The organism is Candidatus Amoebophilus asiaticus 5a2 (assembly GCF_000020565.1).
In the GTDB taxonomy this organism is placed as follows: domain Bacteria; phylum Bacteroidota; class Bacteroidia; order Cytophagales; family Amoebophilaceae; genus Amoebophilus; species Amoebophilus asiaticus.
This window is the reverse complement of record NC_010830.1, coordinates 1,682,253-1,697,625: the sequence shown is the minus strand read 5'-3', so window position 1 is coordinate 1,697,625 and position 15,373 is coordinate 1,682,253. Positions and strand designations below refer to the sequence as shown.

The 15,373-nt window shown below is 34.3% G+C and carries 10 protein-coding genes; 6 read left to right on the top strand and 4 right to left on the bottom strand.

Annotated elements, in window-relative coordinates; genetic code table 11:
* Positions 1-147 precede the first annotated feature (147 nt).
* From AASI_RS06810 to def, 3 genes are all read left to right on the top strand, one after another.
* Positions 148-1,653, top strand: coding sequence for a hypothetical protein (locus tag AASI_RS06810; RefSeq protein ID WP_012473382.1), 1,506 nt, complete (start codon positions 148-150; stop codon positions 1,651-1,653).
* 476 nt (positions 1,654-2,129) lie between these two features.
* A complete protein-coding gene (gene ruvX / locus AASI_RS06805; RefSeq protein WP_012473381.1) occupies positions 2,130-2,555 on the top strand; it encodes a Holliday junction resolvase RuvX in 426 nt (141 codons plus the stop codon).
* Positions 2,552-3,118: a peptide deformylase gene (def, locus tag AASI_RS06800; RefSeq protein WP_012473380.1), complete on the top strand. Its 567-nt coding sequence runs from the start codon at positions 2,552-2,554 to the stop codon at positions 3,116-3,118. The genes ruvX and def overlap by 4 nt, the downstream gene beginning before the upstream one ends.
* A 440-nt stretch (positions 3,119-3,558) precedes the next feature.
* Here def and AASI_RS06795 read toward each other — a convergent pair whose 3' ends face one another.
* Both AASI_RS06795 and recA read right to left on the bottom strand, forming a co-directional pair.
* A complete protein-coding gene (locus tag AASI_RS06795; RefSeq protein WP_187146260.1) occupies positions 3,559-5,370 on the bottom strand; it encodes an OmpA family protein in 1,812 nt (603 codons plus the stop codon).
* A 225-nt stretch (positions 5,371-5,595) separates the two neighbouring features.
* Complete coding sequence (gene recA, locus AASI_RS06790; protein WP_012473378.1) at positions 5,596-6,660, bottom strand: recombinase RecA; 1,065 nt, start codon at positions 6,658-6,660, stop codon at positions 5,596-5,598.
* A 250-nt stretch (positions 6,661-6,910) separates the two neighbouring features.
* On the opposite strand from recA, the gene AASI_RS07760 reads away from it, so the two are divergent.
* The gene (locus tag AASI_RS07760; RefSeq protein WP_012473377.1) at positions 6,911-9,208 is read left to right on the top strand and encodes a tetratricopeptide repeat protein; all 2,298 of its coding nucleotides are present in this window, start codon (positions 6,911-6,913) and stop codon (positions 9,206-9,208) included.
* A gap of 494 nt (positions 9,209-9,702) precedes the next feature.
* Positions 9,703-10,529 (top strand): IS5-like element ISCaa2 family transposase gene (locus tag AASI_RS08415; protein WP_076611597.1). Its coding sequence is split into 2 segments (ribosomal slippage): positions 9,703-10,090 and positions 10,090-10,529, totalling 828 coding nucleotides; the frame shifts between segments, so codons are not numbered across the junction.
* A 158-nt stretch (positions 10,530-10,687) separates the two neighbouring features.
* Here AASI_RS08415 and rmuC read toward each other — a convergent pair.
* Together rmuC and AASI_RS07755 are read right to left on the bottom strand one after the other, a co-directional pair.
* A complete protein-coding gene (gene rmuC / locus AASI_RS06770) occupies positions 10,688-11,971 on the bottom strand; it encodes a DNA recombination protein RmuC (RefSeq protein WP_012473376.1) in 1,284 nt (427 codons plus the stop codon).
* A gap of 196 nt (positions 11,972-12,167) precedes the next feature.
* Positions 12,168-12,911, bottom strand: a complete 744-nt coding sequence (locus tag AASI_RS07755; RefSeq protein WP_148204983.1) for an SPOR domain-containing protein — start codon at positions 12,909-12,911, stop codon at positions 12,168-12,170.
* A gap of 280 nt (positions 12,912-13,191) precedes the next feature.
* Between AASI_RS07755 and rnr the strand changes: the two genes are divergently transcribed.
* Positions 13,192-15,348, top strand: coding sequence for a ribonuclease R (gene rnr / locus AASI_RS06760; protein ID WP_012473374.1), 2,157 nt, complete (start codon positions 13,192-13,194; stop codon positions 15,346-15,348).
* The last annotated feature ends 25 nt before the right edge of the window (positions 15,349-15,373 follow it).

Sequence of the window (15,373 nt, the reverse complement as noted above, 5' to 3'; positions counted from 1 at the left end):
AATAAGCTAGGCAAAAAAGTTACTAATTTTTTACCTGTCTTCTAAGCATTGCCATAAATTATTTGGTGGATACCTGAACGGCTACTATTGTATTTTATGTTTAAAATTGTTAAATTATTGTAATGTAGATTAGCTTTAAATTTAATTATGTGGGCGATTGGATTTGTAGTAGCATGTATTTCATTTAAAATAAAAATCAAAAAAAATCAATTCTTATCCTCTATGTGGTCATTAAATAAAACAAAAAAGTCATTAATACTAAGCCAGCTTTTAAGCTTGCTAGTCATATTTAGTATTGCCTCTTGCGATGGACAGTGTGGTGGCAAACCTCATGCGTATGGAGATTTAGTTATGAGCATTGACAAAAAAGAGTTAGTTGGAAATGGTGACAAGGAGTTCGAAGTAACCTTTTCAAAGGAAGATGCAAAATTATATGGTTTGCTAGAACAATTTGAACTGAAAGTGGAGGCTATACAAGGAAAAGTGTCTTATTCTGCCTATGAGAATGATGAATCTACAACAAGAACAGTTTCCAACCTTACAGAAAATTTAACTCGTTTTTTTAATTTTTCAGAAATAGATGCAGAAGGAGGTACTAATGAGAAGGGTAATATAAAATTTACTATAGTGCCAGATGAGGGTAGGGTACAAACCAGAGTAAAAATAACGCTCTTTAAAATAAATGGAGAAAATAGAGAATTAAAAGGAACTCCTTTTGAAGTTATTTGGAATAAAGCAGAAAGTGAAATTGGAGTAGAATTCGGTACATTTGAAGGGCTTATTAATAATAATCAATTCCAAGGTATACAAGGAGTAAAGTTTACTATTAGTAATAATGCCGACGAGGAGATAAGTGCAGAAGATATTTTTATTAAAATAATATCTAAAGATGGGGATCAGCATGGTGCTAGTTTTACATTAAGTGGGAGAGAAGTAGATGAAGTAGGTAAAAATCTTATACAGATTCTCTTATTGCCAGGTTTTGATAAGGTAGGCAAGAATATAGCTCCAGTTTTAATTACTTTAGCAGTGGATAAAGAGAATGGTAGAGATACTTCTGCAGTTACTTTAGAACTAGTGTGTGGGAAAAAGACTATAAAAAAAGATTTAGTCTGGTATAAAAAAGCTCCACAGTCAGAAGAGGAAAGGAAGAAAGAGGAAGAAAAAAAGCAGGAAGAAGAGAAAGAAGCCAGTAAAAAACTAGAATTAGCAAAAGCAGTACAAAAAAAGGCCCAAGAGGAAGCTGACAAAGTTTTTAAAAAATTGAAAGATAAGAAACTTACTTTAGGAAATACTACTGCGCCAAATCTAGAAAAACGTACAAAAGCAGTAAAAGATGTACTTATTGAACAAATTCATATACCAGCTGATAAAGTTAATGATGAGCTAATTGAAAAAATTATTGAATTATATAACAAAGATAAAAACTTAACTGAGCCAATTTATGAACAAACTATAATAAATCGTTCAGGTAGAAGAATTTTGGGACAAGTAGTAGAAAAGCTAATAGAAGCTAGAGGAAAGAATGAAGCTATCCAAAAAGAATTAGATGAGACCAAAAAAGATTATGCTGCTAAATTACAAGTATTACAACAAGCAACAGAGGAAACTAAAGTAGTGCAGAAAAAGCTAGAAGACACTAAAAAACAATAAGGTATAGAATTCTATTATTCTACAAACTCATAAGTAATAGAAATTATTAGCTGTATAAAAGGTAAAAGGGGAGGGTACACATAGTGTTCTTCCCTTTTACTTTTTATATGGTTTAAGCAAGAAGAATAAATGCATTATCTTTATTTCTAATTACTAGTAATAAAAATATCCTTTTATATGTATATGTACTAGTTTTATTTACAAATATATTTTTAGTTTCATATATAAAAAGGCATATATACTCATTTGAGACTTGTATGAGCAGGGAAAGCATTCTCTAAAAAGGGCTAAGTATCCAAAAAATAATCTTATATATAAAAACAAAGCAAGAATAGAGTTTTTATCTATCTAAGTGTTAAAACATAAGGTAATTGTGTGAGGATTTTATTTTGGCCTATTTTAGTGTATAAAGGTTGTATAAATATTAAATCTAATTATATATTTTTATCCACAAAAATAAGTACTTAGCATACAATATGGGTAGAATTATGGCTATTGATTATGGACTTAAGCGCGTAGGCTTGTCTGTTACAGATCCATTACAAATTATTGCAAGTCCCTTGACAACAGTTGCTGCCAATGATACCTTAACTTTTTTACAAACATATGTCAAAAAAGAAAATGTAGAAGCTTTTGTAGTGGGATACCCCACAGACATTAAAGATAAAAATACTCCTATTATTGTTGCTATTAGTCAGTTTATTGAGCTGTTACAAAGAAATTTTCCTGACCAGCAAATTTTTCAGCATGATGAACGATATACTTCTAAGTTAGCTGCTGCTAGTTTGGTTGAAGGAGGATTTAAAAAGAAAGACAGGCGTAACAAAGAAAATTTAGATAAGCTGAGTGCCACAATTATTTTACAGTCTTTTTTAAGTAGTTATAAACGACATTATATATGATTTACCCTATTGTTCCTTATGGAGAGAGCATTCTTAGGCAGACAGCAGCACCTATTGAATTAGGAACTGATTTGGAAACCTTAATAGAGAGTATGTTTATTACTATGAATGCAGCCAAAGGATTGGGATTGGCAGCTCCTCAAATAGGTAAATCTATTCAACTATTCGTAGTGGATGTAAGCCCATTTGTGGGAGATGGGATGGTACAGCCAGATAAGCATAGAAAGGTATATATTAACCCTGTTCTGGAAATATACCAGCCTAATACAATAACCCACTATGAAGAAGGTTGCCTAAGTATACCTGGTATTTATGTAGATGTACCTAGAAATAAACGAGTACGCATTAAGTTTTTTGATAGAAATTGGCAAGCTCAAGAAGAAGATTTGGTAGATATGCCAGCACGTGTTGTGCAGCATGAATATGACCATCTATATGGTAAGCTGCATATTGACTACCTGCGTGCAGATAGGCGTTTAAGATTAAAATCTAAGCTGGAAAATATTAAACAAGGAAGGGTTGAGGTAGCTTATAAAATGAGTTTTACTGGCAATAAAGTTTAGAATCATATTTAAAAATTATGTATATGCTGCTTTGGCAATAAGCTTCTTTCCTTGCTACAGAATATGTAATTGATATTATACTCCTTGCAAAACGATTGCTTAGTAAAGTGATTAAATGTTTAATTCTTAAACTTGTTATTTTACAAAAGTTAACACCCTTTTTATACTTTACATACCACTTGTCTCTTGAGTTCTACTCAATTGTATAGAATAGAGCTCCATTTTTTTCTGACAGCCATTTAGCAGTAGTTATATTAGCTTAATTATAAGAAGTACGCACACTAAGATTTACACCAGCTGAAAAGCTTCAATTCCATTTATCAACCCACTATAAGTTGTTTTCTTAAATCTATATATTAGCTCTTATATAAATTGTTAGATGGTTATTTTCTTAATAACATAAAAGACTTTAATAAGGAGGGTATATGGATAATCGGCTATTAACTGTTTCTAAGTCTTGTAATTCTAAAAGCTACGCGCCTATTAAGCTGTTGATTTTCTTGAGAATCGTTGGGGGCTATTGGACGTGTTTTTCCATATCCTTTATAGTTTACTCTATCGTTAGCAATGCCAGCTTGAAGAAGATACTCGTATATTGCTTTTGCTCTTTTAGTAGAAAGTTGTTGATTGTATTCGTCTGAGCCTATATGATCTGTATGTCCTTCTAGTTCTATAGTAATATCAGGGTTAGTCTTTAAGAAAGCCACTAACCGATCCAACTCAATGTAAGACTTCTTGTTTAGGCTATACTCGTCATATTTAAAATATACATTTTTTAAAATTTTTGTTTGATTAATTTCAATGGGTTGCAGTACAACTGTTTCCTCTGATATAATAGGAGAGTGATCCTGATTTTTATAACTAATGTATTTGATTTCAAACAAATGACCGTCTTTACTAATATGTACAAGATATTCTTTATCTGCATTGATTGTAATAGTTGCTTCACCGTCAACAGAATCTAATGTTAAATGTTGTTGGCAGGTGTCTATATCCATATCATATACCTCCACTTGTGCTACTATAGGTTGTTCGGTTTTTGCATCTAATACTTTTAGTTTTACAGTATTACTTTTAGGCATAAGTATTAGGTTGTCTGGCATATCAAACTCATATATATAGCTTTTATGGTAATTACAATCTTTACGTTTACCATCTGCATAGTATCCTTTTTTCCCATCTGCAGTTATAAAAATAGAAGCTTGGTCTTTATGATTATTGATGGGATATCCTAGGTTGATTGGCTCTGTCCACTCACCATTGACTAAGTTAGAATAGTAAATATCAAAACCTCCCATGCTGGGTGTTCTATTAGAAGCAAAAAACAATGTTTGCCCGTTTGGATGTATAAAAGGAGATATCTCGCGCGCTTTAGAATTAATCACAGGTCCTAGATTGACTGGTTTAGACCATTGGCCATCTGTTTGTAAGGTACTTTTCCAAATATCATTCTTGCCATAATTTCCTTTTCTTTCAGAAACAAAGTACAGTATTTTACCATCTGCCGATAGACTTGGTTGTGATTGCCATCCTTTGGAATTAATATGAGGACCTAGGTTTTGTGGTTTGGTCCATTCTGTCCCTTTTCTATAACTAATATATAAGTCGCAAACACCATAATTACCTTCTCTTGAACAAGAAGTAAATACAAGCGTCCTCTTGTCAGCTGATATGGTACAAGTTCCTTCATTGCTGGTAATACCATTAATTTGTTCAGAGATAGACGTTGGTACTGTCCATTTACCGAATTTGTCTTTATAGCTTATGTATATATTCTCTCTATAACGACCAGCGTAGTTAACCAACGCAGTAAACAGAATGGTTTGTTGATCTACTGTTAATACAGGAAAATACTGTGATGCAAACTGATTGAGCGGTGTTGGAAGTTTTCTAGGATTAAATACTAATGGGCGTTGTATTTTTTCTAAAGCTAAACTAAGGTTTTGTTGTAAGATATATATTTTAGCTTGCAATAGCTTAGGTTTTTTGCTTTCAGTAGGAATTCTTTGAAAAGCAGTTTTTGCTTTTTTATAAGCCCCTATTCTATAGTAGAGATGAGATATTTTATAGTGAAGGTGTACATCTTTAGCAGGTATATAAATTTTTGCCTTATCTAATAGTTGTTCTGCTTGTTTAAACTTTTCTAAGTTTTTATAGATAATTGCTAATTCGAAGTAAGCCTCTACAAACTTTTTATCTTTTTTAATAGATTCTTTCAATAGATCTATAGCCTTCTCATACTGCTTTTCCAAATAAACTCTAGAAGCTTGTTTGTAAAGCTGAATAGCCTTTGGCGAACTGCTTGTGTATTTAATGTGGGTTTTTTGTGAAAAAGAAAAAAACAAGCAACTAATAAGAAAAGGAAACCATGTAAGGCTAGCTATGTATTGTATGATATACTTTTTATACATTTCCTACTATAACTAGCCTAATATGATTAAATGCTTATTTGATTAATTATACTATGTGTTAACTTCCTATTCTATCATTTCTTCTTCGTCCTCTTCATGCTCAGGTCCATGTACTGTTTTTTCTACTAAACTAGTGCTAAGTTGTATTTTATCTTTAATCTGGCGCTCTAATTTTTCTGTTAGTTCTGGATTGTCTTTTAGTAAAGCTTTAACAGCTTCTCTACCTTGTGCTAACTTATTTCCTTCATAAGAGAACCAAGAGCCAGATTTTTGTATAACACCTAGTTCTACACCTATATCTATAATTTCGCCTACTTTAGAAATTCCTTCGCCATAGAGAATATCAAATTCTACTACTTTAAAAGGTGGTGCTACTTTATTTTTAACTACTTTAACTCGGGTTCTATTTCCTACCATATTCCCTTCAGCATCCTTGATAGTAGTAACTCTACGTATGTCTAATCTGACAGATGAATAGAATTTTAATGCATTACCACCAGTAGTTGTTTCTGGGTTACCAAACATAACGCCAATTTTTTCACGTAACTGGTTGATAAAAATACATATGCAACCTGTTTTGCTAATAGCACCAGTAAGTTTTCTAAGTGCTTGTGACATTAAACGTGCTTGTAAGCCCATCTTACTATCGCCCATTTCACCTTCTAATTCGCTTTTTGGAACCAATGCTGCTACAGAGTCAATTACAATAATATCTATAGCACTAGAACGAATCAAGTTTTCTGCAATCTCTAGTGCTTGCTCACCATTATCGGGCTGTGCTATATATAAGTTTTCAGTGTCTATGCCTAGTTTCTCCGCATAGTTTTTGTCAAAGGCATGTTCTGCATCAATAAACGCTGCCATACCACCTTGTTTTTGAGCTTCAGCAATACATTGTAAGCTAAGGGTTGTTTTTCCAGAAGATTCAGGACCATATACTTCAATAACCCTACCTCTGGGTAAACCGCCGATTCCTAGAGCAAGGTCCAAGCTAAGTGAGCCTGTAGATATTGCTGGTATGTCTACTACTTTTTCATCACTAAGCTTCATGACAGTACCTTTGCCATAGCTTTTCTCTAATTTGTCAATTACAGATTGGAGTGCTTTGATTTTTTCTTGGTTGATAGCCATATTTATGATTTAAAGAGTGAAAAATAGTTAAAATATAATGTATATATATTAGCAGGCGGCTGTACTAAAATAGTAAAATTTAGTAAGTTAACCAAGCTTTAAATGGCTTATTATTTGGCTATATATTGATTATAAATCAAGAAAAAAGCTTATTATATTAGGCGATAGTAATCATGATTTTTTAGAAGAGATACTGTGCATAAATAAAGAGTTAAGAAATAATTGCAATGATTAAATAAATAACAAGCGTATGCTTAATATAATATCGGAAAAGATCTTACAAGGCCTGGGTATGCTGATAGGTTGTACACTAATCATGTATACCTGTGCTTGTGCTGGTGGAGATAATTTGCCTACCCCAATTCAACCCACTAAGCTAGCCGGACAAAGTATAACAAAAGCATTAACTTCTACAACGAATAATCAAACTATTACAGATAACCAATTGACACTAGCTAGTGCATCAGTGATAGCAGGGCAAAAGGATAATAAAAGGAAAGAGCACGAAGAAACAGCTACGTTAGCAAGAGAGAATGGAGCCCCACTAACCAGAAAACAACTAACACCAACTGAACAATTATTGAGATTGAAGGAGGAAAAGGCAAGTGAGAAAGAAGAGGAAGCATCTATTAAAAAGCCAACCAAACGTCCAAAAGTAACAAAAGGGACCACATTGCCGAGCGTTTTACAAAATCTTAACATAGAAAAAATTATTCAGCAACATAAACCAGAAAATATGGATGGTGAATATCGTATGATGGAAGCAGAAAAATTAGCGGAGGTTGCTAATAATAATGATACCGAGGCTCAAGAAGAAGTGGTTAGCCAATGCTTAAAAGGAACTATAACCCCCTTATTAGCAAGCCTAATTTCACCATATAGATGGGAGAGAATAAAAGAGAGGGCTAGTCAAGATGAGCGGTATATTTATCTATTGCTTTGTTTTGCAAAACAAGCCGATACAGCTGATATATTATTAGCGCTTTTGGAGGATATTGAAAGGGATGCAGTTTCAGGAAATGCTTTAGCGCAAGTCAATCTAGGGTATATGTACGAGAAGGGTATAGGGAAATTAGTTGATTGTGACAAAGCTATTAAATGGTATATACCTGCAGCAGAACAGGGACATGCCATTGGACAAAAGCTGTTAGGAGATATGCATTTTAGAGGTGTTGTAGACTGTTATGATTATAGGAAACATGGGTGTAAGACTATGGAAGAATATAATGAGAAAAAGGCTGTTGAATGGTACAAGGCGTCAATTAACCAAGGTTATGTACCAGCGCTAACTAGTTTAGGATACCTCTATCAGAGAGCAAGAAATATTTATCGTCGCTATCAAGGAGCAATTGAATGCTATAAAATAGCTGCTAAGCATGGAGATACCCAAGCAAAATTTCATCTAGGAGAAACTTATTATTATGGCGAAATGACGAATGTTATACATTATAGAGGAGTAAAAACCGACTATAAAAAAGCATTTAAATGGTATAGCCAAGCAGCTAACGAAGGTCATGTGGAGGCACAAGCACAGTTGGGACTTATGTATCATAATGGGCAGATGGTTAAGCGAGACCTTGTTAAGTCTGCAGAATGGTATAAGAGAGCAGCCAAGGGAGGAAGTGAAGCTGCTCAAATTCATATGGGCATGATATATAAAAAAGGACGAGGAGTGCCTAAAGATCTTGCTCAGGCTATCTATTGGTGTATGCAAACCAAACGTGCTTCTGGATTATCAAGTATTCTCAAAGTAAAAGAGCAATTGCTATCCTTGCCAGCTACAGTACCTAATAGAGAAATAGAGGAGATAGAAAGTAAGCTGCTTAGTGATTGGCAAGCCATGCTTGTCCAAAGTAAATATGATATAGATGGACAACATGCTAGCTTACACGTCGGAGCGTATCAACGATTGGAAGTAATAATGTATCAATTGGTGAATTGGCGTTATCAACTAAGTACACAATCAGACCTAATGATTAGCTGTCTACAGTATGTAAATACAGAAGATAGAATAGCTATTGAAAGTTATCAAAAAGAAACAGGAATAGTACCTTATGTCAAGCAACAAAGTTTAGATAATAAAGAATATCTAAGCTTTGGAGAGAAGAATGTCGAAATAGCAGAAGCGATTGTTAATGAACTAACAGAGAAAAGACTCTATAAAGAAGTCCAAGCTATACTCAAGCACCTTGAAGAGATAAGCACAATAAAACAAGATAGCCATGTAAATGGAACAGTTTGTACGAATGAGCCCTTAGAAAGACAGGCTTTTATATCAGCTGAAGAACAGGATGTTGCCAAGAGTTTAACTAGAGCTAATAAGTCAAGTAATATACTGTTAGAAAGTGTAGAGTCAATTCAAAATCAAGCACAACAATTTGATAGATATTATAGACTATTGTTAGAAGAAATTGAAAAAGGACAATATGCACGCAATGAAAAGTTTGTAGAAAAACATATCCACGTTTTTGATCTTTACATAAATCACTCGCCTTACGCAAAACCTGAATGGAAAAGGTTATTAATAAATAGTATATTATACTCCTAAAATAATATACTAACTATAAGGAGGTAAAATGGAAACAAAGCTTTTTGATCTGTACAGGGATTATCTAATCAGCCAAAAACTTTATGCTACTGCTAGCTTATCTTCACTTTTAAATGTCATGCCTAGCCTATTACCTATGATATAGTTAATAAGGGTGAAACTTAACTGGATCCACAATCAGGAAAAGTAAGAAGACAACCCTCTATTAGCAAGAAATATATATAAACGCATACCCGTTCTCTTAGGTTTATTGCCTTACCTGACCTTACTCTACAAAGCTAAGAAAACGTACGCATTCACGGGTCTGCCAATGCTAGAACACGTTATTTTAAGTATAAAGAGGTATCTGATTGCTAAGAATAAAACATGAAGCAGCTATAAAATCAACCATATACTAACCATAAGCAATAGTTTTTATAGGTAGTTATTAGACTTCTTTCGAAACTAGGATTTACAAAAAATGAGTAAATTGGGTGTAAAAAGAGGCAATAAGCATGAAATATGAGCAAACAAAGGAGTTAGAAGAAGAGAAATTCCGTCGTTTAACAGGTATTAAACGTCCTACATTTGACAAAATGATAGCTATACTTAACCAAGCTAACATACAGAAAAGGACCCGCGGTGGGCGTAAGCATAAACTTTGTATGGAAGACCAGTTGTTAATGGCTTTAGAATATCTAAGGGAATACCGCACTTATTTTCATATAGCACAAAGTTATGGCATTAGTGAGAGTAGTGCATACAAGGGAATAAAGTGGATAGAAAACACTTTAATCAAGCATCCAGCCTTTGCTCTGCCTGGTAGGAAAGCCCTACGCAAAAGTGAGTGTGGGTATGAGGTTATACTAATAGATGCTACAGAAAGCCCTATTGAGCGACCTAAAAAAAGCAAAGACACTTTTACTCTGGAAAAAGAAAAAGGCATACACTCAAAAGTCAACTTATTGTCGACAAGCAAAGCAAAATAGTAATATGCACCAGTTTTACAAATGGAAAACGGCATGACTTTCGCTTGTTCAAAGAGTCTAAAGTTCGCATTAATCAACAAATAGAAGTAATAGCAGATACAGGCTATCAGGGTTTAAACAAACTACATGCGAAAACAAAACTTCCTAAAAAGCGAACTCGCAAGCACCCTTTAACTAAACAGGAGAGAAGAAGCAATGCCCTATTAGCCAGCCAAAGGGTACTTAATGAAAATGTTATCGCCATGCTTAAACGCTTTAAAATCCTTTCTGATAGATATCGTAATAGAAGAAAACGCTTTGGCCTTAGGTTTAATTTAATAGCCGCAATCCATAATTATGAACTCTCAATTTAAGTTTCGAAAGAGGTCTATTAAATAAAATATGTGTTTTTGGCTCATTTTAAACGTAGTACGCCCGTGAACGCATACAAGAGAACAGGTACATTTTTAGCTATAAATTTAACATATTTCACTTTTGGCACAATTACTTAGTCGATTTTACTTCTTTCTATTTACCTTACCTCTGCTCGATCTAGTAATTGCTGGTCTATTGCCTTGGTAGCCCTAGCGCCTAAAGATTTTATTTTTTCTACGCGGGTTACTAAATTGCCTTTGCCATCATATAGCTTTTTCATGGCTTCTACATAAGATTTTTGGGTTATGTCTAGTTGCCGTCCTATTTGCTTGAGGTCTTCTATAAACCCTACAAATTTATCATATAGAGCTCCACTCTGTTGAGCTATTTCTAAGGCATTTTGATTTTGATACTCTTGTTTCCAAATATTCGAAATAGTTCTTAGTGTGGCAATGAGGGTAGAAGGAGATACAATGATAATATTTTTTTCATATGCTTCACTAAAAATTGCATGGTCATGCTGCACAACCAGGCTAAATGCAGGTTCTATGGGAATAAACATAATAACAAAGTCGAGCCCTTGTAAGCTATATTCCGCTTGGTAATTCTTTTCGCTTAGCGAACTAATATGTCTTCTAACTGAACTTAGATGTTTTTTTAATTGTTGGACTTTTTCTTCTTCTTGCTCTGTATTAAAAAACTGCTCATAGTTAATAAGGGAAACTTTGGCGTCAACAATCAAATGTTTTTCTGTAGGAAGCTTGATAACTACATCGGGCTGATACCTTTTTCCTTCTTCAGTAACAAACGAAGCTTGTATAACATACTCTCGGTCTTTGATAAGTCCTGACTTCTCTAATATACTTTCCAGAATAAACTCTCCCCAATTACCTTGTGTTTTTGTATCTCCCTTGATTGCTTTTGCGAGGTTTTCTGCTTCCTTGGTAATCTGCATATTAAGGGTATACAGTCTAGTAATTTCCGTACGTAGGGCTACATTTCTTTCTAAATCTTCTTTGTTGGTTTGTTCTACCTGTTTTTCGAAAGCTTGTATGCGCTCGCCAAGTGGTTTTAGTAGTGCTTCTAAGTTTTCTTTATTCTGGGCAGTGAACTTTTTGCTCTTTTCTTCCAATAGCTCATTAGCTAAATTTTTAAATTGTATAGAGAGCTTTTCTTCCATTTTATTTACTTCTTGCTTTTGCTCTGTTAACTGAGTAGCAAGATTATTGTTAATAGTTTCTAGCTTGGCTAGCTGGGTGCTTAGCTGTAATTCTTGTGCTTGTGCTTGAGAAAGTACTAGTTTGGTTTCTTCTAATTGCTGTTGTGTACCACTAAGCTGGGTCTGTAAAGATTTGGTTTGAACTTTTAAGTAAGAAGATGTTATATGCCAACCTATTAGGAGGCCTATAGCGAGTGCTAGTAAAATATATACTGGTACCAAAGGCGTGTAACTATTATTAATTTTTATGAAAGTCGTACCTAATTTAAAAAAGATATATAGAAGAAAGGGAATGTTCTTAATGTTTATTTAAAAAGCTTTACTAAAAACTACTGATTAATTTTTAGTAAAGCTTTGAGAAAAGAGAAGGGTATAATATTAAATATAATTGTTTTTTCTATGGTTAGTAGTAACAACACTATTTAGCCTTTTTCTTGTTCTTTTGTTCTATTACAACAGGTAATACCTCTTTCAATAGCACACGTTTACCGTCTTTATAAGGTACTATCCAAGCTAGTTTTATACCCATAGCTCTTAATCCTTTCTTCAGTTTATTAGCTTCCCAGTAATTTCTAAAATGACCAATTGTGTACTTATATAGATTATTGTCCTTTTCTTGTTCTAAATTTTCATGATGTACTTCATCAACCAGTACTTCTTTTAGATCTAAGTCTTTATTAGCACCTATTTGTACTTTAAAAAGAATTCCTTTGATAAATGGTACACCTGTTTCTTTATCAACCCCGTATCTTTCATCCAATATTCCACCAATAAATACTTGTCCTGTAGCTTTGTCAACTGTATAGCTGCCTTCTGGCAATTCGGCTAAGTCTCTTACGGCAGCATTGGCTTTTTCTCGCATTAACTCTGTTTTAATGGTTTCTCTAAGCTTGCTTTCTAAACCTTTTATACTTCCATTCAGGTCTTTTACATTTGTATTGAGTGTTTGATTTTGCATTCTAAGCTTATGATTTTCTTCAATAAGCTCTTTTAATTGTAGGGGTTTTAAAGATTTTTTACGCTTCCCCCATTCTTTTAACTCAGCTTTTAGAGTTTTTGCATTGGATTGTGTAGCTTTTGCTGGCTGCTTCTTGGTAGTAGTAGCTCTAGAAGTAGTATTAGCTTTTTTAGGGCGTGCTATAGCTGAAGAACTAGTTATCATGCTAATTACAAGCAGGCATACTAAAGGAAAAAAATTTCTCATAGTTGTTTTAAAAGTTGAGGAAATACAATTGTTACAATTTTAGTTAAAAGCCCCCAGAAAATCAAAAATGTTTTAGTAATTCAATTATAATAAATCTTTACTGTAAATGTTGGTAAGTTAGTTTTAGCCCCTGTATGATTTGGCATTCCCTAATATATCCCTACATTTATACTCTGAGTAATATGATTGCTGAATTTTCTTCATGTAAAACATATACCCATACCTTACAAGATATAATATGTCTCAAAAACAAAAAAATAAACAAGCAAAAAAACACAACAATATTCGTTTGCCTGATCAGCACCGTTTGTTGCTAGCATTCTTGGAAGCTGCTGCTGGAAAAGGTTTCACTTTTAGTAGCTTGATCAAGCATTTTAAAGGTAATTTGTCTAAAGAAAATATTAAAGAAGCGCTGGCCGACCTAGTCATACAAGGAGCTATTGAACGCCGTGACAGGGGTAAGTTTTTAGTGCCTTTTAACATAGACAAGCTTCCTTATGTAGTGGGTAAAGTAGATTATGTAAATCCTGGTTATGCTTATGTTGTGGTAGGCGATGGACAGCAAGATGTATTGGTACGCCAAAAAGATTTACTTTATGCACTAGATGGAGATGTCGTTAAGGTAGCTATTACAAAACAAGAAAATGGTACAAAAGGGCACCCAGTGGGTCGTGTTGTAGAAATATTGGAGCAGAATAAGAATAAGTGGGTAGGGACAGTACAGCAGCAAGGATCAGTAACCTTTGTGTTACCTATTAGTAGGCGTATGCATTATGATATTTTTGTAAGGCCAGAAAATCTAAAAAAAGCGAAGCATAATGATCGGGTAGTTGTAGAATTGGTTAAAAGACCTACTACTTCTAAGAATCCAGAAGGAAGAATAATAGAAGTATTTGGCCCTATGGGTGAAAATGATGTAGAAATTCATACCATTATGGCTGAATTTAACTTGCCTACTCAGTTTCCTGAAAATGTATTAGCAGAAACGTCAGCTATATCAATCGATATTCCTAAAGAAGAGATAGCTGCAAGGAAGGATTTTAGAGAAGTATTTACAATAACTATTGATCCGGAGGATGCCAAGGATTTTGATGATGCTCTATCACTAAAAATATTGCCCAATGGCCATATCGAAGTAGGCGTACATATTGCTGATGTGAGTTATTATGTGCAAGAAAATAGCCTGGTTGATCAGGAAGCTTTTGAACGTGGTACATCTGTATATTTAGTTGATAGAACTATACCTATGATTCCGGAAAGGCTTTCTAATGAGCTTTGTTCTTTGAAGCCTCATGAGGACAGACCTGCGTTTTCGGCTGTATTTGAGCTGGACAAACAAGGGAGTTTGCACCATGAATGGTTTGGGGAAACGGTTATTCACTCAGACCAGCGTCTTAGTTATGAGGAAGCTCAACAAGCGATTACACAGCCAACCCACAGCTTGCATGAGCAAATAACCACGTTAAACAATTTAGCTAAGAAATTACGTGCTGATAGGTTTAAAAGTGGGGCCATTAATTTTGATACGCCGAGCGTTAAATTTCAGCTAGATAAGCAAGGTAGGCCGTTGAGTATACTTCCCAAAGTAAGCGAAGATAGCCATAGGCTTATTGAAGAGTTTATGTTACTCGCCAATAAACGGGTGGCTTTACATGTGCGACGTATGAAGCAAGGTAAACAATTTCCTACTTTTGTATATAGAACGCATGATCAACCGAATTTAGAAAGATTAGGAGATTTTGCGCTTTTTGTTAAGCAGTTTGGTTATTCTATTAAAGCTGAACCACAGGAAATTGCCCAATCTATTAATGTGCTTTCTGAAGGTTTGGCTGGTAAGCCCGAGGCCCATATTATACAGACGCTAGCCATTCGTCTAATGGCTAAAGCATTATACACTACAGAAGCTAAACCTCATTTTGGGCTGGCTTTTGAACACTATACTCATTTTACTTCTCCTATTAGGCGTTATCCTGACTTATTAGTACACCGGTTGCTTAAAAAATATCTGAAAGGTGAATTTTATTTTGAAGAAGCTATATATGAGAAGAAATGCCAACATGCTTCTGAACGTGAACGCGTGGCTGCAGATGCAGAACGTGCTTCTATCAAATATAAACAGGTAGAGTTAATGCAAACTTTACAGGGAAAACGTTTAAAAGGTGTTATAAGTAGCTTGATGGAGTGGGGCATTTATGTGGAACTCTTGGATATCCTGTGTGAGGGAATGATTCGCTTGTCTGATTTGACAGACGACTACTATGTGCTGGATAAAAAAGGATTTAAGTTGGTAGGGGAGCGCACTAAAAAGGTTTACCAGTTAGGCGATTTGGTAGAAGTTGAAATTAAAGCTTGTGATATTTCTAAAAGGACTGTTGACTTATGGTTGGTTGGATAATACTATATGATACTTTTGGACCACG